Source organism: Rheinheimera sp. D18 (assembly GCF_004345025.1).
GTDB lineage: Bacteria > Pseudomonadota > Gammaproteobacteria > Enterobacterales > Alteromonadaceae > Alishewanella > Alishewanella metallidurans.
Genome location: NZ_CP037745.1, coordinates 1,282,232 through 1,306,093 on the forward strand (window position 1 = coordinate 1,282,232; position 23,862 = coordinate 1,306,093).

Below are 23,862 nucleotides of genomic sequence, written 5' to 3' on the forward strand. Positions count from 1 at the left end.
ATGCTCCAGCTAGTAGGGCTGTGGGAATCTGTTCAGGATTTTATCCATACTGGTGGCAACGTATTATACGTTGTCGCCTTGGTACTCTTCGTCATGTGGGTATTGATGATAGAGCGGTTCTGGTTTCTTAAAGCCGAATATCCAAAGTTAAAAAAGGATATTGTGGCTCGCTGGGATGCCAGAGCAGATACCACATCATGGTATGCGCATAAGATCCGTGAGCGCTGGATTTCCGAGGCTTCAGAAAAATTAGAACAGCGTATGCTGATTATAAAAACCTTGGTTGCACTGTGTCCATTGGTTGGATTATTAGGAACGGTTACTGGGATGATTGCGGTGTTTGATATTATGGCAACGCAAGGTACGGGTAACCCAAGAACCATGGCAACGGGTATCTCAATGGCAACTATTCCAACGATGTCAGGATTAGTAGCTGCGATATCAGGTGTATTTTTCAGTGCGCGGTTAGACTTAACGGTTAAACGGGAAAAAGCCAGTTTAGCCGATAGTTTACCGCATCATTAAAGAGAGTGTTTTATGGCCCGCAAACCTATACGCGAAGCTGAACAGGCGGAGATTGATATCACGCCGATGATGGATATCGTATTCATCATGTTAATTTTCTTCATTGTAACCACGTCTTTCGTGAAGGAAGCTGGTATCGATGTAAATAAACCAGAAGCTGCTCAGGCTCAGAAAAAACCAAGTGCGACTATCTTTATTGCGATCCGTGCAAACGGTGAAATATGGATGGATAAGCGCCCAGTTGATGTTGAGCGTGTTTCAGCAAACATCGAACGGTTAAGAGCAGAATCACCAACTGACACCATTATCATTCAAGCTGATAAAGAAGCTAAACATGGTGTGGTAATGGAAGTTATGGATCAGATTAAAACTGCAGATCCGTCGCTGGTGATTAGCGTAGCTGGGGAGACTAAGTAATTATGGTACGTTTCCTGTCATCGTTAATAATCGGTGCGGTGGTAACGTTTCTGTTGTTCTTAATGATGGCCACTTTGCTTAAGTCAAGTGGCGATCGTAAAGTCGCTGAGCAAGAGCGTATTGTTATAGAAATTAACACTACGCCACCTGAATCAGAAACACAGACCCGGCGGCCACCACCGCCACCACCGCCACCACCACCGGCTCAGCCGCCAAAAGCGCCTCAGCCACAACCGGATACGGCCAACGCTGCTGGTGCTATAGGCTTTAATATGCCTGGTTTGAACTTAGGTTCTTCATCAGGTGGTTTAGGTGATCCATCGAGTATGATGCGCGATGGTGACGCTACGCCAATAGTACGTATTGAACCGCGTTATCCCGTTCAAGCAGCACGTGATGGTTTACAAGGCTGGGTAAAACTTCGTTTTAGCATTATGGAAGATGGTAGTGTTGATGAAGTTGAGGTTATCGAAGCTGAACCACGTCGAGTGTTTGACCGTGAAGCTATCCGTGCCTTACGGCGCTGGAAATACAGTCCGAAAGTGGTTGATGGTAAAACAATGAAGCAAACTGGACAGCAAGTTCAGTTAGATTTCACCTTAGATATGGCCGGAGGTTAAGATGATTAAGCTTAAAAAACTTACCTCAGCATTGGTTGTTTGTGTAGCGCTTAGCGTAACCGCAACGTCAGTTATGGCTGCTGTGCAACCTAACATGGCTAAGGTAGAAGAGCGTAAAGCGCGTAAAACCCAAATAGTGGGCGAACGTGTTGGTAAAACGCTAGTTAAAGCTTTTGATTTGTATAACGAAGAAAAACTTGACGAAGCACTTGCCGTGTTGCTTGACGCAAAATCTAGTAATGAATTTGATACCGCTACCTTAAATCGTTTTTTGGGTAACCTTTACGCGACTAAAGATGAAAAACAGGCAATTAAATATTTAACAATGGCAGTTAAGCCTGACTTGTTAACTTTTGCCGACCAAGCTGCATCGATGAAACTACTTGCTGATATGTTGCTACAAGATAAGCAGTATCAAAAGGCAGTAAAAGCATATGAAGACTGGATTATGTTCACTGGTGAGCAAAATTCAGAAGTTTATATGCGAATTGCTAATGCTTATTACCTTATGAATCAGCACGACAAGGTGTTAGCGCCAGCAGATGATGCAATTCGCTTTGCTACTAAGCAAATTGAAGGGCCTTATCAGTTGAAAATGGCGGCACTTTATGAGCTTAAGCGCTATAAAGATCTTATTGCCGTCGTTGAAACCATGGTGCAGTTATTTCCAGAAAACAAGCAGTTCTGGGTTTACCTAGGTAACTTTTATACGTTAACTGAAGAATATGGTAAGTCTTTATCGACTCTGCAGTTAGCTTATAGCCAAGGTTACTTAGAGAAAGACTCTGAAGTAAGAATGTTAGCGCAAATGTATGCTAACAATAGTATTCCTTACAAAGCTGCAACGGTCATGGAAAAGCACATGAAGAGCGGGTTGGTCAAGAAAGACAAAAACAACCTGACCTTTATCGCATCAAATTATTTAGCTGCTCGTGAATTTTTAAAAGCTGCTGAGTATTATGGTGAAGTTGCTAAGATGACGAATGAAGCTGACGCTTATCGTCGCCAAGGTTCTGCTTATTTATCTATTCAGCGTTATAACGATGCGATAGTTGCGTTTGATAAAGCCTTGTCAATGAATGTTGATAAGCAGTCAGGTGTTTATATGAACTTGGTAGATGCTTATTTCTATCAGAAGAAATATAAAGAAGCCTATGCTGCTTTAATGAATGCGAAGAAAGATCCTGCTATGGCACGTCAGGTGCGTAGTTGGGAATCGTATATCAAAGATAAAGCAAAACAAAAAGGCGTAAGCCTTTAATAAAAAACCCCACAATTGTGGGGTTTTTTTTTAGCTTGATTTTTAGCTAAGGCTTAAGTTAAACCTAGCCTTCTGTTTCAGTATTACGCAAGTCGTGCAACCGATATTTATCAATTAGAGCATAGAGCGTAGGCCGTGTAATGCCTAATGAGTCTGCCGTTTTTGATAGGTTGCCAGACGCCAGTGTATAGGCTTGACGTATCGCTTTAGTTTCTGCCAACTCACGAACTTTGCGCAAGGTATCAATTTTAATATCACGCATCGATAAACCAAGATCTTCTGGCGTAATGTATTTGCTATCAGCCAAAATGACCGCCGATTTTAACTTGTTCTGTAATTCACGAATATTGCCTGGCCAGGCGTGCTGTAACATGGCTTGCATAGCCGATTCGGTAAAACCTTGTACGTGGGTATTAAACTCTTGGTTAAACTTACCTAACAGCGCCTTAGCGATAATGATAATGTCATTACCTCGTTGGCGTAGTGGCGGAATTAGCAGAGTAATTTCACTTACTCGGTAATATAAATCTTCACGAAAGGTTTGTGCAGCAACCATTTCAGCTAAGTTGCGATGGGTAGCACAAATAACCCTAACATCGACTTCTAATTCCTGACGCCCACCGACGCGTTCAATAACGCGCTCTTGCAAAAAGCGTAGCATTTTAGCTTGTAGACTTAATGGCATATCACCAATTTCATCAAGTAGTAAGGTACCACCATTTGCACATTCTATTTTACCAAGCGTGGTTTTATTGGCCCCAGTAAACGCGCCTTTTTCGTAGCCAAATAACTCACTTTCTAGCAAATTTTCTGGAATTGACGCACAGTTAATCGCAACAAAGGGTTTACCTGCCCTTGGGCTTTGCCGATGAATTGAGCGAGCAAACACTTCTTTACCGGTTCCGCTTTCGCCCAGTAGTAGCGTAGTAATTTCGGTGGGGGCAATTTTTTCTACAGTACGGCACGCTTTTAAAATGCTTTCACTATTACCAATGATGTCGTTATTACTTGGTGCGGCACTTTTTAATGCGCGATTTTCGGTTTCTAACTCGCTTATTTTAAACGCTCTGGCCAAGATGATATTTAGCACGTCGGCATCTAAAGGTTTTTGATAGTAGTCGTAAGCGCCCAAAGCGATGGCCTTAAGTGCATGCTCATTATCGGCGTTGCCGGTAATAACAATAATTTTGCAGCTAGGTTGAATGGTTAAAATATCGTTTAAACAAGCTAAACCTTCGCTTGCGTTAGCAGGGTCTGGTGGAAGACCGAGATCAAGAGTAACGACATTGGGTTCATAACGGCGTAATTGGGTTAAAGCTGATGCTCTGTCGTGGGCAAATACTAGCTCGTAATCTGATAGGCTCCATTTTAATTGTTTTTGGATGCCAATATCATCTTCTATGACTAATATAGTCTTCATTTAACGATCCTTGTTATTTTATCTTTAGTAAGCCAATTAAATAGCCTTCGAAAGAGAACGTCTTTCCTATACTAACTTGGTAAACCAGAACTTATATATTACATCATTTTAAAAGCCTAGCCCATTGCAGCTTAATTTACTTGAGATTGAAACAGAATTAGCTACAAATTTGATTTGTAATAGTACCTGAAATTAATAGAAATAACTGCAGCGCTACCGAGTTTAGTGTTTAAGAATAGTGATATTGTATATCGAAAAATAGTGAGAGGTTTTATGTTAAAACAATGTTTATATAGTGTTTTTTTTTGAAGCAAAAAGCCGCTGATAATAGCGGCTTGTTTGAGCAGTAACTGATTATACTTTGCCGCGTTTGATAATTTCTTGTGCCATTAAATCTGCAACCTGACTGGTTGGTTTGTTTTCTGCATCTGCGCGTTGAAATAGATTTAATAAAGTATCATAAATAGCCATAACTTTTTGCGTTGATTCTTCTGCAGAGTAACCTTCTGGGCGCATTTCAGATGCCACGTTGATAATACCTCCAGCGTTAATAACGTAATCTGGTGTGTACAAAATGCCTTTTTGACGCAGTACTTCGCCATGTCTGGCTTCTTTTAACTGGTTGTTGGCACAACCGGCGACAACACGAACTTTTAACTGTGGAATAGTATCGTCGTTTAATGTTGCACCTAGTGCACAAGGAGCATAGATATCGGCATCTACAGCGTAGATAGCATCTAAATCAACAGCCGTGGCGCCAAACTGGGTTACCGCGCGTTGTACCGCATCTTGGTTAATATCAGTAACGATTAACTTAGCACCTTCTTTATGTAGGTGTTCACATAAGTAAAAACCTACGCTGCCTAAGCCTTGTACTGCAACGGTTTTACCGTTTAAGTTATCTGAACCAAACTGGTGTTTAGCAGCAGCTTTAATACCACGGTAAGTGCCAAGTGCAGTAAAAGGTGCAGGGTTGCCGCTTTGACCTTCTAAACCGGCAACATAAGGTGTTTCTTTATTAACAATCATAATGTCGCTAGTCGTAATGTTAACGTCTTCAGCGCTGTAATAGGTGCCAGATAAACGATGCACCATGCGACCAAACGCACGGAATAGGGCTTCAGATTTAATTTTCTTAGCATCACCTAAAATTACCGCTTTGCCGCCGCCTAAAGGCAAACCAGCCATTGCATTTTTATAGGTCATACCGCGTGATAAGCGCAGAACGTCGTTTAATGCTGCTTCGTCTGATACGTAATCCCATAAACGGCAGCCACCAACCGCTGGACCAAGTGCTGTGCTATGAACCGCAATTATCGCTTTTAAGCCGGTTTCAGCGTCAGAGCAAAATACAACTTGTTCATGATTATCAAATTCAGAATGGTTAAATAATGCCACGAATAATTTCTCCGTTTAATTAGCTGCCACAAGAATGAGGGCAGGTTAGTCACCTAATAATTACCACATAATCAGCGGTAGTTTTGTGTCGCGAAATGTAGCATTTCGACATCATTTAAACCAGAAATAGATAGAAATATAATCTGGTCATTCCAGTGGATTGTCGACAATTTGTCGCAACACTTGATTGTCAGCTCTGAGTCCAATAAAGTAGCTAAAAACTTTAAATAGGAAGAAAGTAAATGAGTGAGCAGCTAACACCTGAACAAATTGAACAGGCCGAACAAGAAAGAGCGCAATGGGTTAGAGCTCAGTTTCAAAAAGCCAATGAGTACTTGGCAAGTAAAGGTATTATACCCGATAACGTTGCGGTGACGGAAAGCCGCTATTTACCGCCTTATTTTTCTGTTTGGAAATTAAACACCAAAGATAAACAGTCATATTGGGTAGTCAGTGGCGATTTACCGACCGATCATATGGCTTATGCTGCGGCGGTTAGTCCTCGTGAAGCGGTGCGTGCGTTTTCATTACGTTGGCAATTAAAGGCACAACAAATCATCGATGCTGGTATTCATGATAAAACGCAACAGGATTTTGCTAATCTGCTGATTAATCGTGCGCACAGTTTGTATGATATGTTTAATCAAGATAATTTATGGCAAGAAGAATTAGCCAGTTAAGTGTAATTATTAATTTACGGAAAATAAAAAACCGCCTTCAAGGCGGTTTTTTATGCTCAAAATGCAGCTCGCTAATTAGCTACGCTTATTCGCTAAAATACCAGTAACCTTGATTAATCAAACTGGTAATTAGCATTACGCGTTCATTAGACTGATTAAAATGTAGGTTCTGCGCTGATGCCAGCTCGGTATGATCGCAGAGCAACTGTGCAGTGCTTAGCTCGTTGCTCGGTAGAGTAATTTGCTCACCATTAATAAACAGTAGAATATCGCTGCTGTTATTGGCTTGATAATAGCAACAACGTAAACCGCCAGTGCGGCTTAGCACAGAACCTTCCTCTATATATTCACTAATTTCGTCCGCAGAATAATGCGGATCTGGTTCATTTAAATCCAGTTCGTGTTTAGCTCGGGTAATTAGATTACCAAACCAGCTTGGCAACATAGCTTTGTCATTGACCAGCTGTTGCAGTAGTTGTTGTACTTGATTGAGATCAGCATCAGATATTGCACCAACAGACGTCGCTTGCGCGCGGTTGGTATCACTAAACCGACTACCTGTTACATCATGGTCAATTAAATGATCAACCAACCCGGTGAGCAAGTCTTTTTGTGCCGGTGCGCGAAAGCCAACCGAGTAGTTGAGGCTGTTTTCTATACTAATACCGTCATGTGGACAGCCAGGTGGGATATATAAAATATCGCCAGGTTCAGTAATAACATCGATACAGGCGATAAAAGGGCTGACTTGCAGCAGACGAGGGTGCGGACAAAGCTGCTGTAAATTTTTATCTGGCATGCCAACGCGCCAGTGACGTTTACCTTCGCCCTGAATAATAAATACGTCATATTGATCTAAATGTGGGCCGACACCGCCGCCTGGCGCTGAGAAGCTGATCATCAAATCATCAATACGCCAGTTGGGTATGAAACGAAACGGATCTAATAATTTAGCAGCTTCTGGATGCCAATGATCAACGGCTTGCACTAATAAAGTCCAGTGTTTGTCGCCAAAAGTAGAAAAGTCTTCAAACGGGCCAGTGTGCATATCCCATTGTTTATCAACGCAACTAACAATACGTGATTCAATTTCTTCTTCCATCGCCAAACCGGCTAACTCATCGGCTGTTAATGGATCAACAAACTGTTTAAAGCCACCTTTTATTAACAGTGGCTTTTTTTGCCAATATTCATTAAGAAAATCGGCAATGCTTAGTTCACCTAACTGTAATTGATACATGATGCTTTCCTAAGAACAAGGCGCTGAATACAGCGCCTTGTTTAAACTCGTATTATGATAATGTACTGGTAATATCTATTGCGGCGCCAATATAGTTAGCGGGTGTCAGCTGTTTAAGCTGCGTTTTAACGTCGTCTGGCAGCTCCAGTTTATCAATAAATATATGCAAATCAGCTTGCGTAATACGCTTACCACGGGTTAACTCTTTTAACTTTTCATATGGCTGTTCGATGGCATATTTACGCATTACTGTTTGCACTGGCTCCGCCAGTAATTCCCAGTTTGCATCTAGTTCAGCGCGTAGGTTAGCTTCGTTAACTTCGAGTTTGCTAATGCCTTTAAGCGTGGCTTGGTAAGCAATTAATGTGTAACCAAAGCCAACACCTAGATTACGCAATACAGTAGAGTCAGTTAGGTCGCGCTGCCAACGTGATACTGGTAACTTAGCAGATAAATGATTAAACAGCGCGTTAGCAATACCCAGATTGCCTTCAGAGTTTTCAAAGTCTATAGGGTTAACTTTATGCGGCATGGTAGATGAGCCAATTTCGCCAGCAATAGTGCGTTGCTTAAAGTGACCAAGGGCAATGTAGCCCCAAACATCACGATCGAAATCGAGTAAAATAGTATTAAACCGAGCAACCGCGTCAAACAACTCGGCAATATAATCATGTGGCTCAATTTGCGTAGTAAACGCATTCCAGCTTAGGCCTAAGCTAGTAACAAATTGTTCAGAGATCTGATGCCAGTTAAGATCTGGATAGGCAGATAAGTGCGCATTATAGTTACCGACAGCACCGTTGAATTTACCTAAAATTTCAACGTTAGCTATTTGTTCACGTTGGCGTTTTAAGCGCATATACACGTTAGCCATCTCTTTACCTAACGTAGTAGGTGAAGCAGGTTGGCCATGTGTTCTAGCCATCATAGGCACAGTTTTATGCTGGTTTGCTAATTGCTTAATGGCATCCAGTAGCGCATCGCATTGTGGCAATAAAACCTCAGCTCTTGCTGCGTTTAGCATTAAGCCATGCGACAAGTTGTTAATGTCTTCAGAGGTACAGGCAAAGTGGATAAATTCACTTATTGCGGCAAGTTCGGCATTGCCGGTCACTTTCTCTTTTAGTAGATATTCTACCGCTTTAACATCGTGGTTTGTGGTACGTTCAATTTCTTTAACACGCTCAGCATCGCTTAAACTAAAATTGTCGACAATATCATTTAAAACCCGATTAGCTTCTGCCGATAGCGCTGGCACTTCTTTAATGCTAGTAACTGCTGCGAGCTGCTGTAACCAACGCACTTCTACCATCACACGGTATTTTATTAAGCCAAACTCACTGAAATAATTACGTAAATCAGTAGTTTTGCTGCCATAACGCCCGTCAACGGGAGAAATAGCGGTAAGGGCATTCAGTTGCATACAGGCTCCTATAAGCTTGATAAAGGCAGCTGTGCAAGCATCAATTTTGCTTGTGCCACCAGCTTGCGACGTTTAAAAATAAAGTTAAGACGGCTGCCACCCGCTTGGCGCCATAATACGGCTGAGCGAATAGCGGTTAACAACAATGCACGTACTTTATGTTGTACCCGTGGTTGTTTCAGTAATTCTGGTTGGCCATATATTTGAATTTTTCCGCCTAAGCTACTAATACAACTAGAATAGGTATCGGCCAAGCTAGCTAAGATAGTGTCATCAGTAATACTAAAATGTTGTAATTGGCGTTCTAAATGTTGCAGCTTGTCGCCGAGCTTTTTTAAGTTAGCTGGGCTTTTATTTAAACGCCGTTCTAGAGCTAAAACACCAACAAGATAACGAGTAAGCTCGACATCTTTTTGTGGTTTATCACCTAGCTGGTCAATAATAATTTGTAAACCGGTTTGTAAGTTAGCTGCGTTATTACCATAAATTAGCAGCGGCTCATCGGCGTTAAGCACTGCAACACTGCTTAGCATCACGCTTAGTGCGGCTTTATCTTGCTCTGAACTGGGTTCGGTGCTGCGCGCAGTTTGTTGAACTAGTTTTAGCGCTTGGCAAAGGCCGGCTAGGGCAATAATTTGAGTTGATAAGGAAAATTGCATACTAGTTCAGCGCCACATCAATAATACCGCCACCCAAACATACATCAGCTGAGTAAAATACGGCTGACTGGCCTGGCGTTACTGCTTTTTGCGGGGTGTCGAATAGCACCTCTACTGTGCCATTACTGTTTGGCGTTAATAAGCAGGGGATATCGGTTTGCCGATAACGCGTTTTTACCGTGCAGCGCAGAGCTTGTTGTGGCCCTTTACGGTCGGTCCAGTGTAACTGGCTGGCGACTAAACCATTAGACAACAAGCTTGGGTGGTCATGGCCTTGTGCGACAATTAACTGGTTAGTCTCGAGGTTTTTATCTACTACATACCAAGGTTCGTCGCCGCCATCGCGCATGCCACCAATACCTAGGCCTTTGCGTTGACCAAGTGTATGGTACATTAAGCCTTCGTGCCGGCCGATAACGTCACCCTCTATCGACACAATATCACCAGGCTGAGCAGGTAAATACTGCTGAAGAAAATCTTTAAATTTACGCTCACCAATAAAACAAATACCGGTGCTGTCTTTTTTGTCGTGGGTAATTAAATCTTGTTGTTCAGCAATCGCACGCACTGCAGGTTTTTCTAGTTCACCTACAGGAAATAATGTTTGCGCAACATGCTCTTCGCCAATGGTATAAAGAAAATAGCTTTGATCTTTATTATTATCTATGCCACGTAATAGTTGCCAATGACCGTCTAGGTAACGGCGGCGTACGTAATGCCCAGTAGCAATATAATCAGCACCTAAGGCCTCTGCGGCAAATTCAAGAAAGGCTTTAAATTTAATTTCTTTATTGCACATAATATCGGGATTGGGTGTGCGCCCAGCTTTATATTCGGCAAGAAAATACTCAAATACGTTATCCCAGTACTCGGCAGCAAAGTTTACTTTATGTAAAACAATACCCAATTTATCGCATACCGCCTGCGCATCACGCATATCTTCAGCCGCAGCGCAATATTCGTCGTTGTCGTCTTCTTCCCAGTTTTTCATAAACAGGCCTTCAACCTGATAGCCTTGTTGTATTAACAGATAAGCTGAAACTGATGAGTCGACGCCGCCGGACATACCGACGATGACTTTTTTACTACTATTTTCTGCGCTATTCGCTGAGCGATTGTCTGGCATGATACCTGCTCTGTTGAAGACCGAAAAATTAAAGCGCGGATTATACATTAAATTTGTGCTCAGCGCATGTTATCGCGTTGGCTGAATTAGCATTAAAGGTAAGCGCGTGCCATCAATGTAGGATTGTATTGCATCGCTAACCAGACGACTGCGTAATGGCAATGCAGCTTGTAATAATTGTTCTGCGCTAAACCAATGTAAAGCGAGAATGTCGGCGTCTTGGGGCTGGTAGTATTTAGGCAAGTTGGTTGGTTCAAAAATAAAGTTTAACCGCACATAGCGGTGGCCATTTGCTGCTTGTAATTGCGAAATACCAAGCCAAGCTGACGGCTCAAGCTCTAAGCCCGTTTCCTCATATAGCTCGCGCTTTACCGCTTGCAGTAGATCTTCATCTTGCTCAACGTGTCCTGCTGGCTGATTAAGCACTAACTTGCCTGTTTGTTTATCAATTTCTTCGACTAATAAAAACTTACCTTGAAACTGAACAATGGCGGCAACGGTAAGATGTAACTGCTCTCTACTCATATATTGCGGTTGCTCCTTGGCATAGCGTTGTTGCTATGCTTATAAATTGTTTTGCCATAAAAGGCGATTTTATTACGAGTTATAAGGCGAATTAGGTTAGTGACTGTGGTTTTAATTACGCTAAAAACGCAGCAGCTTTGTACAGCAAACCGCCTATTTTATTGAATGTCATGCTGTTATACTACGGCCGCTTTGCAACAAATGCGTTTAAAACATCAACATCGCCCGGATGAAGGTGCGAACTGGCTAATAAAATCCAGCTGATCGCAAACACATTACAGGAACTAACATGTCAAAAGAAATTGCAAAAATTATTTACACTGAAACCGACGAAGCGCCAGCGCTGGCGACGTACTCTTTTTTACCTATTGTACAGGCATTTACAGTTGCAGCAGGTATTGCGGTAGAAACTCGCGATATTTCTCTGTCTGGTCGCATTATTGCCAACTTTTCCGATTTTTTACAGCCAGAACAGCGTATTGCTGATGCTTTGGCTGAACTTGGTGAGCTGGCCAACCAGCCTGATGCAAATATCATTAAGCTACCTAATATTAGTGCGTCAATTCCGCAGTTAAAAGCAGCAATTAAAGAGTTACAACAGCAAGGTTATGCTTTACCTGAATACCCTGCTGAGCCAAAAACGGACCAAGAGCGTGATGTTAGATCTCGCTATGACAAAATTAAAGGCAGTGCCGTAAACCCGGTATTGCGTGAAGGCAACTCAGACCGCCGCGCACCAGCTTCAGTTAAACAGTACGCCAAGAAAAATCCACACAGTATGGGTGCTTGGGCAGCAGATTCTAAATCACACGTTGCACATATGACGCAAGGTGATTTTTACGGTAGTGAGAAATCAACTACGTTTGCTACTGCTGATGCATTAAAAATTCAACATGTTGCCAAAGACGGCACCGTATCAGTATTAAAAGAAAAAGTAGCGGTGTTAGCGGGCGAGGTTATTGATGCCGCGACCATGAGTAAAAAAGCACTATGCGCGTTTTATAAACAAGAAATTGCCGCAGCAAAGCAGCAAGACATTCTATTATCACTGCATTTAAAAGCCACCATGATGAAGGTGTCGGATCCGATTATGTTTGGTTATGCGGTGGTCGAGTTCTTTAAACCGGTATTTGATAAGTACGCTGCACTATTCGCAGAGCTGGGTGTTGATGTTAATAACGGCGCCGGTGATGTGTTTGCTAAGATAGCGAGTTTACCTCAAGCCAAACAAGATGAAATTTTGGCTGAAATTAAAGCCTGCTACGCGGCGCAGCCTGCATTGGCAATGGTTAATTCTGATAAGGGAATAACCAATTTACATGTGCCAAGTGACGTGATTATTGATGCCTCAATGCCGGCAATGATTAGAAGTTCTGGCAAAATGTGGGGTGCCGATGGCAAGTTAAAAGACACAATAGCGATGATCCCAGACCGTTGCTACGCTGGTGTTTATCAAGAAACTATTGATTTTTGTAAAAAGAATGGTGCTTTTGATCCGAAAACAATGGGTTCAGTGCCTAACGTTGGCTTAATGGCGCAAAAAGCGGAAGAATACGGCTCACATGATAAAACGTTTGAAATTGCTGCAGATGGCAAGGTTCAAGCACTTAATACTAAAGGTGATGTGGTATTTGAGCATAATGTCGAGCAGGGCGATATTTGGCGTATGTGCCAAGTAAAAGATGCGCCGATTCGTGATTGGGTAAAGCTAGCGGTTAACCGTGCTCGTTTAAGTAACACACCGGCTATTTTTTGGTTAGATAGCGCTCGTGCACACGATGCGCAAATCATTACCAAGGTTCAAACGTATTTAAAAGACCATGATACTAGTGGCTTAGATATTCAGATCTTATCACCAGTAGAAGCAACTCGCTTATCGTTACAGCGCATTAAGCAAGGTTTAGATACCATTTCGGTAACTGGCAACGTACTGCGTGATTACTTAACAGACTTATTCCCAATTTTAGAGTTGGGTACTAGCGCCAAGATGTTATCGGTTGTGCCTTTGATGAACGGCGGTGGTTTGTTTGAAACCGGTGCTGGTGGTTCTGCGCCTAAGCACGTCGAGCAGTTTATCGAAGAAGATTATTTACGTTGGGACTCGCTAGGTGAGTTTTTAGCCCTAGCGGCATCATTAGAACATTTAAGCCAAGTAACGGGTAATAAAAAAGCTAAAGTTATGGCGGATGCATTAGATGCAGCAACGGCAAAATTTTTAGATAATGATAAGTCGCCACGGCGCAAGCTAGGTGAGCTCGACAACCGAGGTAGCCACTTTTATTTAGCCATGTACTGGGCAGAAGCATTAGCTGCGCAAAGCACAGATACAGAGCTACAGTCGCGTTTTGCTAAATTAGCAACGAACTTGCAGCAGCACGAAGCAACCATCATTGCCGAGTTAAATGGTGCACAAGGTAAAGTGGTCGATATTGGTGGTTATTATCGACCAAACCCAGAACTAGTGGCTAAGGCAATGCGGCCAAGTAAAACGTTTAATCAAGCATTAGCTAACATCTAAGGTTAGTAAACTCAAAAAGTAAAAGCAGGCGCAATGCCTGCTTTTTTATGCCGTTGCCATATCGTTACTTTTATAACACTACGCTTAGTTAAACGTTATGCGAACATTTTACTCTGTCAGATCATCGGGCAGTTTAATATTCACAGCGTGTAAGCCTTTAGGGCCCTCAGACAAGTCGAACTTGACATCTTGTCCGGCTTTTAGCGTGCGATAGCCATCCATACTAATGGTTGAATAATGAGCAAAGATGTCTTCGTCACGGCCGTCTTCACGAATAAATCCAAAACCTTTAGCATTATTGAACCATTTTACTTTACCGGTAGCCATACCACTTACTTCCTTCTCTAAGTTAGCTAAACTCTGTATTCTAGTTCTGAACGCGGAAATGTTGTTGCGCCCAACAACTAATGTAGATAATTTGAGCATACAGTCAAGTTATTTGCAAAAATAAACCAAATATTAACCAATAATTAACGTAAAGCTCCTTTGATGGATCACACAGGCATGGCTATAGTTTATGAGTGGCAATAAAAACAGTAATGAACAACATGGTGGCTTAGAAGAGTTAACACGACAGCGTGTTGCGCCACCACCAATGTATAAAGTACTTTTACATAATGACGATTACACTCCGATGGATTTTGTTATTGATATTTTAAGTCGATTTTTTAATATGCAATTCGAACAAGCAACTGAAGTAATGTTAAAAGTACATTACGAAGGCAAGGGGGAATGTGGTGTATTTACTGCAGAAATTGCAGAAACAAAAGTGCAGCAGGTGATGCAGTATGCCAAAGAGCATCAGCACCCGTTGTTATGTACTATGGAACGCGCATAAGGTAAGCCTTTGCATGATTCTGGTGTCGTTACTCAGGTGGATTAGGAGTTGTATATGTTGAATAAAGATCTTGAGTTAACTCTGAATTTAGCTTTCAGGTTTGCACGCGAACGCCGGCATGAATATATGACGGTAGAACATTTATTGTTAGCTTTGTTAGATAACCCCGCAGCAGGTGAAGCGCTGCGTTCATGTGGTGCTAATATCGACAAGCTACGTCAAGAGCTGTCTAGTTTTATTGACTCAACCACGCCAGTGCTTCCAGATGGGGAGTTAGAGCGCGATACCCAACCTACACTCGGTTTTCAGCGCGTTTTACAGCGCGCGGTATTTCATGTGCAATCGTCGGGAAAAGCGGAAGTAACTGGGGCTAATGTGCTAGTGGCAATATTTAGCGAACAAGAATCCCAAGCGGTATACCTGCTGAAAAAAACCGACATCACTCGACTTGATGTGGTTAATTTTATCTCGCATGGTGTTACTAAAACAGAAAAGTTAGAACAGCATGACGAACAAGCACAGGAAGAGAGCGGTGAAGCCGTTGCGGACGATAGTAAATATTTAGAAAACTTCACCACTAACCTAAACATACAAGCTAAAAATGGCCATATTGACCCGTTAATTGGTCGCGAACAAGAAGTGGAACGTGCCATCCAAGTATTGTGTCGTAGAAAGAAAAACAACCCGTTACTGGTTGGCGAAGCGGGGGTGGGTAAAACCGCTATTGCTGAAGGTTTGGCATACCGTATTGTGCATAATGAGGTACCAGAGGTTATTGCTAACGCGACTATTTATTCACTAGATATGGGCTCGTTATTGGCAGGTACTAAATACCGTGGAGATTTTGAAAAGCGCTTAAAATCTTTATTAAAAGAGTTAGAGCGTGAGAAAGACTCTATTTTATTTATCGACGAAATACACACCATTATTGGAGCCGGTGCGGCTTCAGGTGGCGTGATGGATGCTAGTAATTTAATTAAACCCTTGTTATCAAGCGGCCGTTTACGTTGCATGGGTTCAACTACCTATCAAGAGTTTAAGAGTGTGTTTGAAAAAGACACCGCATTGGCACGTCGGTTTCAAAAAATTGATGTTACAGAGCCTAGCGTGGAAGATACCACGCGTATTTTGCTAGGTTTAAAAGAGCGTTATGAGCAGCATCATAATGTGCGGTACACACAAAAAGCACTGCGGGCAGCGGCTGAATTATCAGCTAAATACATTAATGAACGTTTTTTGCCTGATAAAGCTATTGATGTTATTGATGAAGCTGGTGCTAGCCAACGCTTATTGCCGGCATCTAAACGACGCAAAGTTATTAATGTGCCGGAAATTGAGCATGTTGTTGCCAAGATGGCGCGTATTCCTGAGAAGTCGGTATCGGCATCTGATAAGGATGTGTTAGCTAACCTAGACCGTAACCTAAAACTAGTGGTATTTGGCCAAGACGAGCCAATAGAGGTGCTTACCGCGGCTATTCGCTTATCACGTTCAGGTCTTGGTAACGAAGAAAAGCCAATAGGTAACTTTTTATTTGCTGGCCCAACCGGCGTAGGTAAAACTGAGGTAACCAAGCAACTGGCTAAAGTTATGGGGGTTGAGTTACTGCGCTTTGATATGTCGGAGTACATGGAGCGCCATGCCATTAGCCGACTTATTGGTGCGCCACCAGGTTATGTTGGTTTTGAGCAGGGCGGCTTGTTAACCGATGCTGTGTCTAAGCATCCATACTCAGTGGTATTACTTGATGAAATTGAAAAAGCGCACAGCGATATATACAACATATTGCTGCAAGTAATGGATCACGGTACGTTAACTGATAATAACGGGCGAAAAATTGATTTTCGTAATGTGGTATTAGTTATGACGACCAACGCGGGTGTACAGGAAACTGTACGTAAATCGATTGGTTTTCAGCAACAAGATCACAGCCATGATGCGTTAGCGGAAATTAATCGCACTTTTAGCCCTGAATTTCGTAACCGTTTAGACGGTATTATTTGGTTTAAACATTTATCGATAGATATTATTTTGCAAATTGTCGATAAGTTTATCTGCGATTTACAAGTGCAGCTGGATAAAAAGCAAGTGTCGTTAGAAATCAGCGCCAGTGCAAGGCAGTGGTTAGCGGATAAGGGATACGATCGGGCGATGGGTGCTAGACCTATGGCGAGGGTTATTCAAGAGCAGCTGAAAAAAGCCTTGGCCAATGAAATTCTATTTGGTCGGTTAATGCATGGTGGCGAAGTAAGAATTGATCTTGTTGAAGATAAATTAAGCTTTGATTATCAAACCGCGGATGAGGCCGCTTTAGCCGAGTAATAGCGGTTAACAAATTGATAGAAAACACTAAACCCGGCTTCGGCCGGGTTTGTATTAGCTAGTGTAAAGTAGTGGGAGCCGGCTTAACGCTGGCGGAACACGATACGGCCTTTCGTTAAATCGTATGGTGTTAACTCTACGGTTACCTTATCGCCAGTTAAAATACGGATATAGTTTTTACGCATTTTACCTGAAATATGAGCGATAACGACATGGCCGTTTTCCAGTTCAACTTTGAACATGGTATTTGGCAGGGTATCCAAAATGGTACCTTGCATTTCAATTACGTCTTCCTTCGCCATTCAGCGTACTTGCCTCTTAATATTGGGTGAACCACAAAAAAACTGCGCAGATTGTGCCGAAATCATCGGCATAAGTAAAGCAGCATGCGCTTTTTTAACCAAATGAATGCCATTGTCCCTGAATAAAGCGTTGTTGCGGCATAAATGCAGCCTTATAGGCCATTTTTTGGCAGGCATCAACTTGATAGCCTAAATATAACCATTGCTTTTGGTTTTGTTTAGCATATTGCAATAAATATAAAACCGCTAAAACGCCCGGTGAAAACGCACTGATCTCGGGTGCAAAAAAAGTATACACCGCCGAGTATGCGTCGCTAGTTTCATCGACCACCGTTACACTCACCAATTGCTGGTTATAATACTGTTCTAATACCCGTACGTTTAACCATGAGCAGTTTAGCATTGAGCTTAGTTGTTCAGGCGTTGGCGGAAACATACTGCCGTCGGCATGTTTATGCGTAATATAATTAGCAAATAGCGGGTAGTAATCAGTATTGGTGATATTAACTAATTGATGCTGCCAGTTATGACGCTGGGCCTTATTAAGTAACCGTTTTTGGCTGCGGCTTGGCACAAATTCGTTATAGCTTAGGCGTACCGAATGACATGCTCTACAACTAGGGCAGTGTGGTGTGTACACTTGTTCACCGCTACGACGAAAATTTAACTGCATTAGCTGCTGATAAAGCGCGGCGCTTAAAGGCTGGTGAGGCAACAAAAATACCAGTTGTTCTTGTTGCTCTGGCAAGTAACTACATTGTGCTGGTGCGGTTAAACCAAATTGCAGTTCATGCATGCGATTTATCTAACCAAATAGTTTTAGCTTGCCAATGCGCCGTTGGTGTAGATAACTGACGATATTGCTGAAGTAACCGAACATAGTCTGCACGAGGCATGGGAATAACGCCTAATTGCAATAAAAATGGATTCACCAGTTGGCAATCTATCCAGCCGTCAGCGACTTGCTGTAAATGATGTTGTAGTGCAATTAACGCTAGCTTAGCGGCATTAGGTATGAGATTAAACATAGACTCACCACAAAATAACTGGCCAACAAGTACACCGTACAAGCCGCCAACTAATTTATCTTGTTGCCACACTTCAATGCTGTGTGCATGGCCTTGCAAATGTAATTGTATATAGGCTTGTTGTATCTCGGGTAAAATCCAGGTGCTGGGCTGTTTAGCTCTTGGTGCCGCGCAGCTGGCTATTACGTCAGAAAATGCGCGATTAACACTAAAAGTAAGATTATAGCGTTGAAGTTGTTTTCGTAAGGTGCGGTTTAGTGTCACGGTATTGGGTGCAAATACCGCCCGTACAGAAGGGCTCCACCAAAGTAGCGGATCACCATCGCTAAACCAAGGAAAAATAGCTTGGGAGTATGCACTGATTAAGCGTTCAGTACTAAGGTCGCCACCCATAGCAAGTAAACCGTCAGGGTCAGCAAGCGCACGATGTAACTTGGGAAAGCTAACATCGTGTGCTGATAACGCCGGCAGATAAATTGCCATGGTTAACTTACTTGCTAAGTGCGTCCAAATACCGCTCGGCATCCAGTGCTGCCATGCAACCAGTACCAGCCGAGGTAATGGCTTGACGGTAGATATGGTCAGACACATCACCAGCAGCATAAACACCTTCAATGCTGGTTTGGGTTGCGTTACCTTCGCTGCCTGAATGAACCTTTAAGTAACCGCCATTCATTTCTAATTGCCCAGCAAAAATATCGGTGTTTGGTTTGTGGCCGATGGCAATAAATACACCTTGTAGCGCTAATTCTTCGTCAGTTTCGCCATTTGTTGATTTTAAACGTACGCCAGTAACACCCATATCGTCGCCTAGCACTTCATCAAGTTGACGATGTGTGTGCAGTATAATATTGCCGCTGGCAACTTTCGCCATTAGGCGGTCTACCAGGATTTTTTCTGCTTTAAAGCTATCACGACGGTGCACTAGATGCACTTCAGCGGCGATATTAGATAAATACAATGCTTCTTCTACCGCTGTATTACCGCCGCCAATAACAGCAACTTTTTGGTTGCGATAAAAGAAACCGTCACAAGTGGCACAAGCTGAAACGCCGCGGCCACTAAACGCTTGTTCTGAGGGTAAACCGAGATATTTAGCTGATGCACCAGTGCAGATAATTAAGGCGTCACAAGTATAGGTGCCATTGTCGCCAGTTAATGTGAACGGACGCTGTTGTAAATTAACGGTGTGAATATGGTCAAACACAATTTCGGTATTAAAGGTTTCAGCATGTTCACGCATCCGCTCCATTAATGCGGGGCCCGTTAAACCGTGCGCATCACCTGGCCAATTTTCTACTTCTGTAGTGGTTGTCAGTTGGCCACCTTGTTGCATTCCAGTAATTAGCACCGGTTTTAGGTTAGCGCGAGCTGCATAAACTGCAGCGGTGTAACCAGCAGGACCTGAACCAAGAATAAGCAGGCGGCTGTGTTTAACATCAGACATGTATTTCTCCGAAAGCGACGCAATTAAAACGAGTTATGGTGGCAATTCTAAAAGAATGCAAGCCTAAGCGAAAGGCTTGGTGGGCATTTAATCCGCGCCGGTAAAATATGGAGGCGGTTGTGCTGCATTTTACGAAATGGTTAGCGCACTTTAGTGCGAGTAAAAAGTATTAAAGTAAACACTGAAAAATAAGTTAAAAAATTAACATAGGTAATTTTACATTTTTAAATTTTTATGTTGTACCTAATAAACTTATTTTGTTTCTGATAGTTATAATGTTTTCCGTTAATCGGTCAATGTCATCTATTTGTAAAGAATTTATAAGGGCTTTGTGGTGGTATATCGGTTTGGCTCTGGTAGTTTCGTCTCAGCAGGATGCACTAAGTACAATATGTACGAAACGGATTCTAATAAGATAACTAATCAAGGGTACTACTAAGATGAAAAAGACGACAACAATGCTAGCTGCGGTATCAGCTGGTTGTTTTGCACTAAGCCTTACGTCAGTTGCTGTTGCTGAGGGCATGAAAAGCCCAGAAATACTGATCAACTTATCTGATTTGGTCGAAGTTGAACCAACTCAATATATTATCAAATTTAAAGAACCTGCTGTGCAGTTAAGCGCTGATACTAATGCAAAAGAACTTGCGTCTTTATCTATTGCTCGTGCGACACAAGCGTTACAAAAAGTAAATGTTCAGGCGATTTCACACCTTACTTTTGTTAATGCCAGTGTGGCGAAATTAACGCCTACACAGCTTAAACAGTTGCAAGCCGATCCTAATGTTGAATACGTAGAAGAAGATAGTAAGCGTTATTTAATGAATAACATTATTACGCCGATGGCTCAGTCTACGCCTTACGGTATTACTATGGTGCAAGCCAACCAAGTAAGTGACTCAAGCGCCGGTAATATTAAGGTGTGTATTATTGATACCGGTTATCAATCCAATCATGAAGATTTACCTAGCTCAGGTGTAACAGGTGCTGCATTTTCTGGCCACGGTAATTGGTATTCAGATGGCAACGGCCACGGTACACACGTTGCAGGTACTATGGTTGGTTTAAACAATAACAAAGGTGTAGTAGGTGTTATTGGTTCAGGCCAAGCAGGCGTGCATATTGTTAAAATATTCGACAATAATGGTGAGTGGACTAACGCGTCTAATTTAGTTAGTGCAATTCAATCATGTAAAGACGCTGGCGCTAAAGTCGTAAATATGAGCTTAGGCGGCGGCTCATCGAATCAGACTGAAAAGACTGCGATGAACAACTTCTACAATAGCGGTATGTTATTAATTGCTGCTGCGGGTAACGGTGGCAATACGTCGTTTTCGTACCCAGCGTCTTATGATGCGGTGGTTTCAGTCGCAGCGGTTGATTCTAGCGCTAATTTAGCCAGCTTCTCACAACGTAACACGCAAGTTGAAATTGCCGGTCCTGGTGTGAACGTAAGTTCAACCTGGAATAATGGTGGCTATAACAGCATCAGCGGTACTTCAATGGCATCGCCTCACGTTGCTGGGGTAGCTGCGTTAGTGTGGAGCAACCATATACAGTGTACTGCACCACAAATTCGTAATGCGTTAAACAAAACCGCACAAGACCGCGGTGCTGCCGGGCGTGACTCATCTTATGGCTGGGGTATCATTAAGGCAAAAGCCGCGCACGACTATTTAACCAATAATGGCTGTAGTGGTAATGGCGGCGGCGATGGTGGCACACCTCCGCCAGAGGGCGGTGGTGCAACCTTCCCTAATTTATCAGCTAGTACTGGCCAGTGGTTAAGAGGCAGCTATCAGATCCCTTCTGGCGTATCGTCTATTAGCTTTAAAACGTCAGGCGGTTCAGGTGATGCTGACTTGTATGTCCGTTATGGTAGTGCACCCACGACAACTGCCTACACCTGTCGTCCATACCTACAAGGTAGCAATGAAATTTGTACCATTAGCAACCCGCAAGCAGGTACATGGCACGTCGGTATTCGTGCTTATGCAGCTTATAGCGGTTTAACTTTCAGTTATCAGTATTAATAGTTAGCTGTAAAAAGGGCCGGTTACCCGGCCCTTTTTTATTTAGGCAAGAACGTAAAAATACACAGCAAAAAAATGCAGAATACTGCCGGCTAAGACAAATAGGTGCCAGATAACGTGATGTAAATATAGTTTTTTCCAAGCATAAAAAATAACACCAACGGAATAACTAAGCCCACCGGCTAACAGCAGCAGTAAACCACCTATCTCAACATTATCTAACATTGGTTTAATTGCCAGCACTACCAACCAACCCATGCCTAAATATAAGCTAAGCGATAACTTTTTATATTTAAGTTTAGTGGCCAGTTCTAAGATTACTCCGACAAGCGCCACTGACCAAATTAAGGCAAATAACGCGATCCCCCAGTCAGCACGTAAATTAATAAGTGTAAATGGGGTGTAGGTACCCGCGATCAGAATAAATATGGCTGCGTGATCTAATTGACGCAACTTGCGTTTAATTTCAATATTTGCAATCGAGTGATACAAGGTCGAGCTGCTATAAAGCAATACCAAGCTAACACCATAAATAATGCTACTAGCATAATGCCAACTATCGTTATGCAGTGCTGACAGCCTAAGCATTGAAATTACGGCAAATACACTTAATATTGCACCAATACCATGGCTTAATGCATGTAGGCGCTCTTCAAACGGGGTATAAAACGTCGTGCTCATAAAGTTTACCATTGTTGTGTATGGCTTATTTTAGCATGACATTGTCAACTGCGACGCTGTTGTTGCTAGCAATTTATGGTTAGAATGCGCCATTTTCTACGGAGTTACTATGCATATTGCTGTGCAACCGCTGCTAATTATTGTTGGTTATGTCTGGCCTGAACCTAATTCTTCTGCGGCTGGCTATCGTATGCTTAGTTTAATTCAATTATTTTTAAGTCAAGGTTGGCGTGTTATTTTTGCCAGTGCGGCAGAGAAAAGTACGCACCGTTTCGAATTAGAGCAACTGGGTGTTGTAGAGCATAGCATTAACCTAAATGACAGCAGTTTTGATCAGTGGATTACTGCCCAGGCACCCGACGCAGTAATGTTTGACCGTTTTATGTTAGAGGAACAATTTGGTTGGCGTGTAGAGCAAGCCTGCCCACAGGCATTACGTATTTTGGATATGGAAGACTGTCATGCGCTGCGTGATGCTCGGCAACGTTGCTTTAATAGTGGTAATGAACTTAACCCAGATGCACTAAACTCTGAATTAGCGCTGCGCGAAATAGCAGCTATTTATCGTTGCGATCTCACCTTAGTTATATCTGAATTTGAAATGCAATTACTGCAACAACATTACCGCGTGCCTAGCGCACTATTATGTTACTGCCCGTTCTTGCTTGATGATGCCGCAATGCAATCTGCGGCCGAAATAACTGAACAGCCAGATTTTGCTTTTTCCGCCAGACAGCATTTTATTGCGATTGGTAATTTTCGCCATGCACCAAATTGGCATTCAGTATTGTGGCTGCAACAAACAATATGGCCACTTATTCGCAAACAATTGCCTGAGGCGGAGCTACATATTTATGGTGCTTATCCACCACCTAAAGCCACAGCGTTGCATAACCCTAAACAAGGCTTTTTCATTAAAGGTTGGGCAGATGATGCCTATGTCGTATTGCAGCAGGCCAGAGTGTGTTTGGCGCCGTTAGCATTTGGTGCGGGTTTAAAAGGGAAATTATTAGATGCTATGCGCTGTGGTACGCCAAGTGTTACTACCGACATTGGTGCTGAAGGTATGTTAGTTCTGGATGAGTGGGCAGGGTTTATTGCTAATGATAGTCAAGCATTAGCAGATGCAGCAGTGCGTTTATATCAGCAACAGGATACATGGCAGCGCGCACAGCAGTGTGGGTTTTCAATACTAAAAGAAAAATTTAGCCTAGCGCAACAGCAACAGCGTATTTGGCAACAGCTTAGCCAGGTTCAACAGCAATTAGATACCCATCGCCAGCAAAACTTCACGGGGCTAATGTTGCGACATCATGCTTATCGCAGTACTAAATTTATGGGGCAGTGGATTGAAACAAAAGCCCGTCTGGCTGCATTAACGCAGCCAGACTAGCGCTTT

The 23,862-nt window shown here is 42.6% G+C and carries 23 protein-coding genes; 10 read left to right on the forward strand and 13 right to left on the reverse strand.

The genetic code is table 11. The features are described from left to right. From E0Z06_RS06095 to E0Z06_RS06110, 4 genes are read left to right on the forward strand one after another with little or no spacing between them, the layout of a single operon-like run. Positions 1–525: a MotA/TolQ/ExbB proton channel family protein gene (locus tag E0Z06_RS06095; RefSeq protein ID WP_132586713.1), complete on the forward strand. Its 525-nt coding sequence runs from the start codon at positions 1–3 to the stop codon at positions 523–525. 12 nt (positions 526–537) lie between these two features. After that, positions 538–942: a biopolymer transporter ExbD gene (locus E0Z06_RS06100; protein WP_132582865.1), complete on the forward strand. Its 405-nt coding sequence runs from the start codon at positions 538–540 to the stop codon at positions 940–942. Positions 943–944: 2 nt separating this feature from the next. Continuing rightward, positions 945–1,562 carry an energy transducer TonB gene (locus tag E0Z06_RS06105; RefSeq protein ID WP_132582867.1) on the forward strand — a complete coding sequence of 206 codons (618 nt, stop codon included), beginning with the start codon at positions 945–947 and terminating at the stop codon, positions 1,560–1,562. A 1-nt stretch (position 1,563) separates the two neighbouring features. Beyond that, on the forward strand, positions 1,564–2,823 hold the full coding sequence (locus E0Z06_RS06110; protein WP_132582869.1) for a tetratricopeptide repeat protein: 1,260 nt from the start codon (positions 1,564–1,566) through the stop codon (positions 2,821–2,823). A 64-nt stretch (positions 2,824–2,887) separates the two neighbouring features. On the opposite strand, the gene prsR is transcribed toward E0Z06_RS06110, so the two are convergent. After that, positions 2,888–4,243: a PEP-CTERM-box response regulator transcription factor gene (gene prsR / locus E0Z06_RS06115; RefSeq protein ID WP_132582871.1), complete on the reverse strand. Its 1,356-nt coding sequence runs from the start codon at positions 4,241–4,243 to the stop codon at positions 2,888–2,890. Positions 4,244–4,597: 354 nt separating this feature from the next. Next, positions 4,598–5,641: a Glu/Leu/Phe/Val dehydrogenase gene (locus tag E0Z06_RS06120; RefSeq protein WP_132582873.1), complete on the reverse strand. Its 1,044-nt coding sequence runs from the start codon at positions 5,639–5,641 to the stop codon at positions 4,598–4,600. Positions 5,642–5,883: 242 nt separating this feature from the next. Here E0Z06_RS06120 and E0Z06_RS06125 point away from each other — a divergent pair, with 242 nt between their 5' ends. Next, a complete protein-coding gene (locus tag E0Z06_RS06125) occupies positions 5,884–6,321 on the forward strand; it encodes a DUF4826 family protein (protein ID WP_132582875.1) in 438 nt (145 codons plus the stop codon). A gap of 85 nt (positions 6,322–6,406) precedes the next feature. Here the strand turns inward: E0Z06_RS06125 and E0Z06_RS06130 are convergent, their stop codons facing one another. The 5 genes from E0Z06_RS06130 to E0Z06_RS06150 all read right to left on the reverse strand — a co-directional run bounded on the left by E0Z06_RS06130 (position 6,407) and on the right by E0Z06_RS06150 (position 11,294). Continuing rightward, the gene (locus E0Z06_RS06130; protein ID WP_132582877.1) at positions 6,407–7,561 is read right to left on the reverse strand and encodes a cupin domain-containing protein; all 1,155 of its coding nucleotides are present in this window, start codon (positions 7,559–7,561) and stop codon (positions 6,407–6,409) included. Between the two features lie 52 nt (positions 7,562–7,613). After that, a complete protein-coding gene (gene purB, locus E0Z06_RS06135; RefSeq protein WP_132582879.1) occupies positions 7,614–8,984 on the reverse strand; it encodes an adenylosuccinate lyase in 1,371 nt (456 codons plus the stop codon). Positions 8,985–8,992: 8 nt separating this feature from the next. Next, complete coding sequence (gene hflD, locus E0Z06_RS06140) at positions 8,993–9,643, reverse strand: high frequency lysogenization protein HflD (protein ID WP_132582881.1); 651 nt, start codon at positions 9,641–9,643, stop codon at positions 8,993–8,995. A 1-nt stretch (position 9,644) separates the two neighbouring features. Beyond that, a complete protein-coding gene (mnmA, locus tag E0Z06_RS06145; protein WP_132582883.1) occupies positions 9,645–10,769 on the reverse strand; it encodes a tRNA 2-thiouridine(34) synthase MnmA in 1,125 nt (374 codons plus the stop codon). 69 nt (positions 10,770–10,838) lie between these two features. Continuing rightward, entirely contained in the window at positions 10,839–11,294 is a 456-nt protein-coding gene (locus tag E0Z06_RS06150) for an NUDIX domain-containing protein (protein ID WP_132582885.1), read from the reverse strand. A gap of 289 nt (positions 11,295–11,583) precedes the next feature. Here E0Z06_RS06150 and E0Z06_RS06155 point away from each other — a divergent pair, with 289 nt between their 5' ends. Then, entirely contained in the window at positions 11,584–13,812 is a 2,229-nt protein-coding gene (locus tag E0Z06_RS06155) for an NADP-dependent isocitrate dehydrogenase (protein WP_132582887.1), read from the forward strand. 108 nt (positions 13,813–13,920) lie between these two features. Here the strand turns inward: E0Z06_RS06155 and cspD are convergent, their stop codons facing one another. Next, positions 13,921–14,139, reverse strand: coding sequence for a cold shock domain-containing protein CspD (gene cspD / locus E0Z06_RS06160; RefSeq protein ID WP_132582889.1), 219 nt, complete (start codon positions 14,137–14,139; stop codon positions 13,921–13,923). A gap of 190 nt (positions 14,140–14,329) precedes the next feature. Between cspD and clpS the strand changes: the two genes are divergently transcribed. Together clpS and clpA are read left to right on the forward strand one after the other, a co-directional pair. After that, positions 14,330–14,650 carry an ATP-dependent Clp protease adapter ClpS gene (gene clpS, locus E0Z06_RS06165; RefSeq protein WP_132582891.1) on the forward strand — a complete coding sequence of 107 codons (321 nt, stop codon included), beginning with the start codon at positions 14,330–14,332 and terminating at the stop codon, positions 14,648–14,650. A gap of 54 nt (positions 14,651–14,704) precedes the next feature. Further along, a complete protein-coding gene (gene clpA, locus E0Z06_RS06170) occupies positions 14,705–16,972 on the forward strand; it encodes an ATP-dependent Clp protease ATP-binding subunit ClpA (RefSeq protein ID WP_132582893.1) in 2,268 nt (755 codons plus the stop codon). 83 nt (positions 16,973–17,055) lie between these two features. Here clpA and infA read toward each other — a convergent pair whose 3' ends face one another. The 4 genes from infA to trxB form a co-directional block, all read right to left on the reverse strand. After that, a complete protein-coding gene (gene infA, locus E0Z06_RS06175; RefSeq protein WP_008610216.1) occupies positions 17,056–17,274 on the reverse strand; it encodes a translation initiation factor IF-1 in 219 nt (72 codons plus the stop codon). Positions 17,275–17,368: 94 nt separating this feature from the next. Next, complete coding sequence (locus E0Z06_RS06180) at positions 17,369–18,070, reverse strand: arginyltransferase (protein ID WP_132582895.1); 702 nt, start codon at positions 18,068–18,070, stop codon at positions 17,369–17,371. Beyond that, on the reverse strand, positions 18,063–18,785 hold the full coding sequence (gene aat, locus E0Z06_RS06185) for a leucyl/phenylalanyl-tRNA--protein transferase (protein ID WP_132582897.1): 723 nt from the start codon (positions 18,783–18,785) through the stop codon (positions 18,063–18,065). The genes E0Z06_RS06180 and aat overlap by 8 nt, the downstream gene beginning before the upstream one ends. A 7-nt stretch (positions 18,786–18,792) precedes the next feature. Next, entirely contained in the window at positions 18,793–19,749 is a 957-nt protein-coding gene (gene trxB / locus E0Z06_RS06190; protein ID WP_132582899.1) for a thioredoxin-disulfide reductase, read from the reverse strand. A 440-nt stretch (positions 19,750–20,189) separates the two neighbouring features. Here trxB and E0Z06_RS06195 point away from each other — a divergent pair, with 440 nt between their 5' ends. Continuing rightward, complete coding sequence (locus E0Z06_RS06195; protein WP_132582901.1) at positions 20,190–21,782, forward strand: S8 family serine peptidase; 1,593 nt, start codon at positions 20,190–20,192, stop codon at positions 21,780–21,782. A gap of 42 nt (positions 21,783–21,824) precedes the next feature. Here E0Z06_RS06195 and E0Z06_RS06200 read toward each other — a convergent pair whose 3' ends face one another. Then, positions 21,825–22,463, reverse strand: coding sequence for a hemolysin III family protein (locus tag E0Z06_RS06200; protein ID WP_132582903.1), 639 nt, complete (start codon positions 22,461–22,463; stop codon positions 21,825–21,827). Between the two features lie 109 nt (positions 22,464–22,572). On the opposite strand from E0Z06_RS06200, the gene E0Z06_RS06205 reads away from it, so the two are divergent. Then, positions 22,573–23,856 (forward strand): glycosyltransferase, encoded by a 1,284-nt coding sequence (locus E0Z06_RS06205; RefSeq protein WP_132582905.1) that lies wholly within the window; start codon positions 22,573–22,575, stop codon positions 23,854–23,856. Positions 23,857–23,862 lie beyond the last annotated feature (6 nt).

Coding starts and splice junctions, on each gene's coding strand:
- trxB (WP_132582899.1), bottom strand. CDS start 19,749: ATGTCTGATGTTAAACACAGCCGCCTGCTTATTCTTGGTTCAGGTCCT.
- E0Z06_RS06155 (WP_132582887.1), top strand. CDS start 11,584: ATGTCAAAAGAAATTGCAAAAATTATTTACACTGAAACCGACGAAGCG.
- mnmA (WP_132582883.1), bottom strand. CDS start 10,769: ATGCCAGACAATCGCTCAGCGAATAGCGCAGAAAATAGTAGTAAAAAA.
- E0Z06_RS06180 (WP_132582895.1), bottom strand. CDS start 18,070: ATGCATGAACTGCAATTTGGTTTAACCGCACCAGCACAATGTAGTTAC.
- E0Z06_RS06095 (WP_132586713.1), top strand. CDS start 1: ATGCTCCAGCTAGTAGGGCTGTGGGAATCTGTTCAGGATTTTATCCAT.
- E0Z06_RS06150 (WP_132582885.1), bottom strand. CDS start 11,294: ATGAGTAGAGAGCAGTTACATCTTACCGTTGCCGCCATTGTTCAGTTT.
- clpA (WP_132582893.1), top strand. CDS start 14,705: ATGTTGAATAAAGATCTTGAGTTAACTCTGAATTTAGCTTTCAGGTTT.
- E0Z06_RS06130 (WP_132582877.1), bottom strand. CDS start 7,561: ATGTATCAATTACAGTTAGGTGAACTAAGCATTGCCGATTTTCTTAAT.
- E0Z06_RS06110 (WP_132582869.1), top strand. CDS start 1,564: ATGATTAAGCTTAAAAAACTTACCTCAGCATTGGTTGTTTGTGTAGCG.
- E0Z06_RS06105 (WP_132582867.1), top strand. CDS start 945: ATGGTACGTTTCCTGTCATCGTTAATAATCGGTGCGGTGGTAACGTTT.
- E0Z06_RS06205 (WP_132582905.1), top strand. CDS start 22,573: ATGCATATTGCTGTGCAACCGCTGCTAATTATTGTTGGTTATGTCTGG.
- clpS (WP_132582891.1), top strand. CDS start 14,330: ATGAGTGGCAATAAAAACAGTAATGAACAACATGGTGGCTTAGAAGAG.
- E0Z06_RS06125 (WP_132582875.1), top strand. CDS start 5,884: ATGAGTGAGCAGCTAACACCTGAACAAATTGAACAGGCCGAACAAGAA.
- cspD (WP_132582889.1), bottom strand. CDS start 14,139: ATGGCTACCGGTAAAGTAAAATGGTTCAATAATGCTAAAGGTTTTGGA.
- E0Z06_RS06195 (WP_132582901.1), top strand. CDS start 20,190: ATGAAAAAGACGACAACAATGCTAGCTGCGGTATCAGCTGGTTGTTTT.
- infA (WP_008610216.1), bottom strand. CDS start 17,274: ATGGCGAAGGAAGACGTAATTGAAATGCAAGGTACCATTTTGGATACC.
- prsR (WP_132582871.1), bottom strand. CDS start 4,243: ATGAAGACTATATTAGTCATAGAAGATGATATTGGCATCCAAAAACAA.
- E0Z06_RS06100 (WP_132582865.1), top strand. CDS start 538: ATGGCCCGCAAACCTATACGCGAAGCTGAACAGGCGGAGATTGATATC.
- E0Z06_RS06200 (WP_132582903.1), bottom strand. CDS start 22,463: ATGAGCACGACGTTTTATACCCCGTTTGAAGAGCGCCTACATGCATTA.
- aat (WP_132582897.1), bottom strand. CDS start 18,785: ATGGCAATTTATCTGCCGGCGTTATCAGCACACGATGTTAGCTTTCCC.
- hflD (WP_132582881.1), bottom strand. CDS start 9,643: ATGCAATTTTCCTTATCAACTCAAATTATTGCCCTAGCCGGCCTTTGC.
- purB (WP_132582879.1), bottom strand. CDS start 8,984: ATGCAACTGAATGCCCTTACCGCTATTTCTCCCGTTGACGGGCGTTAT.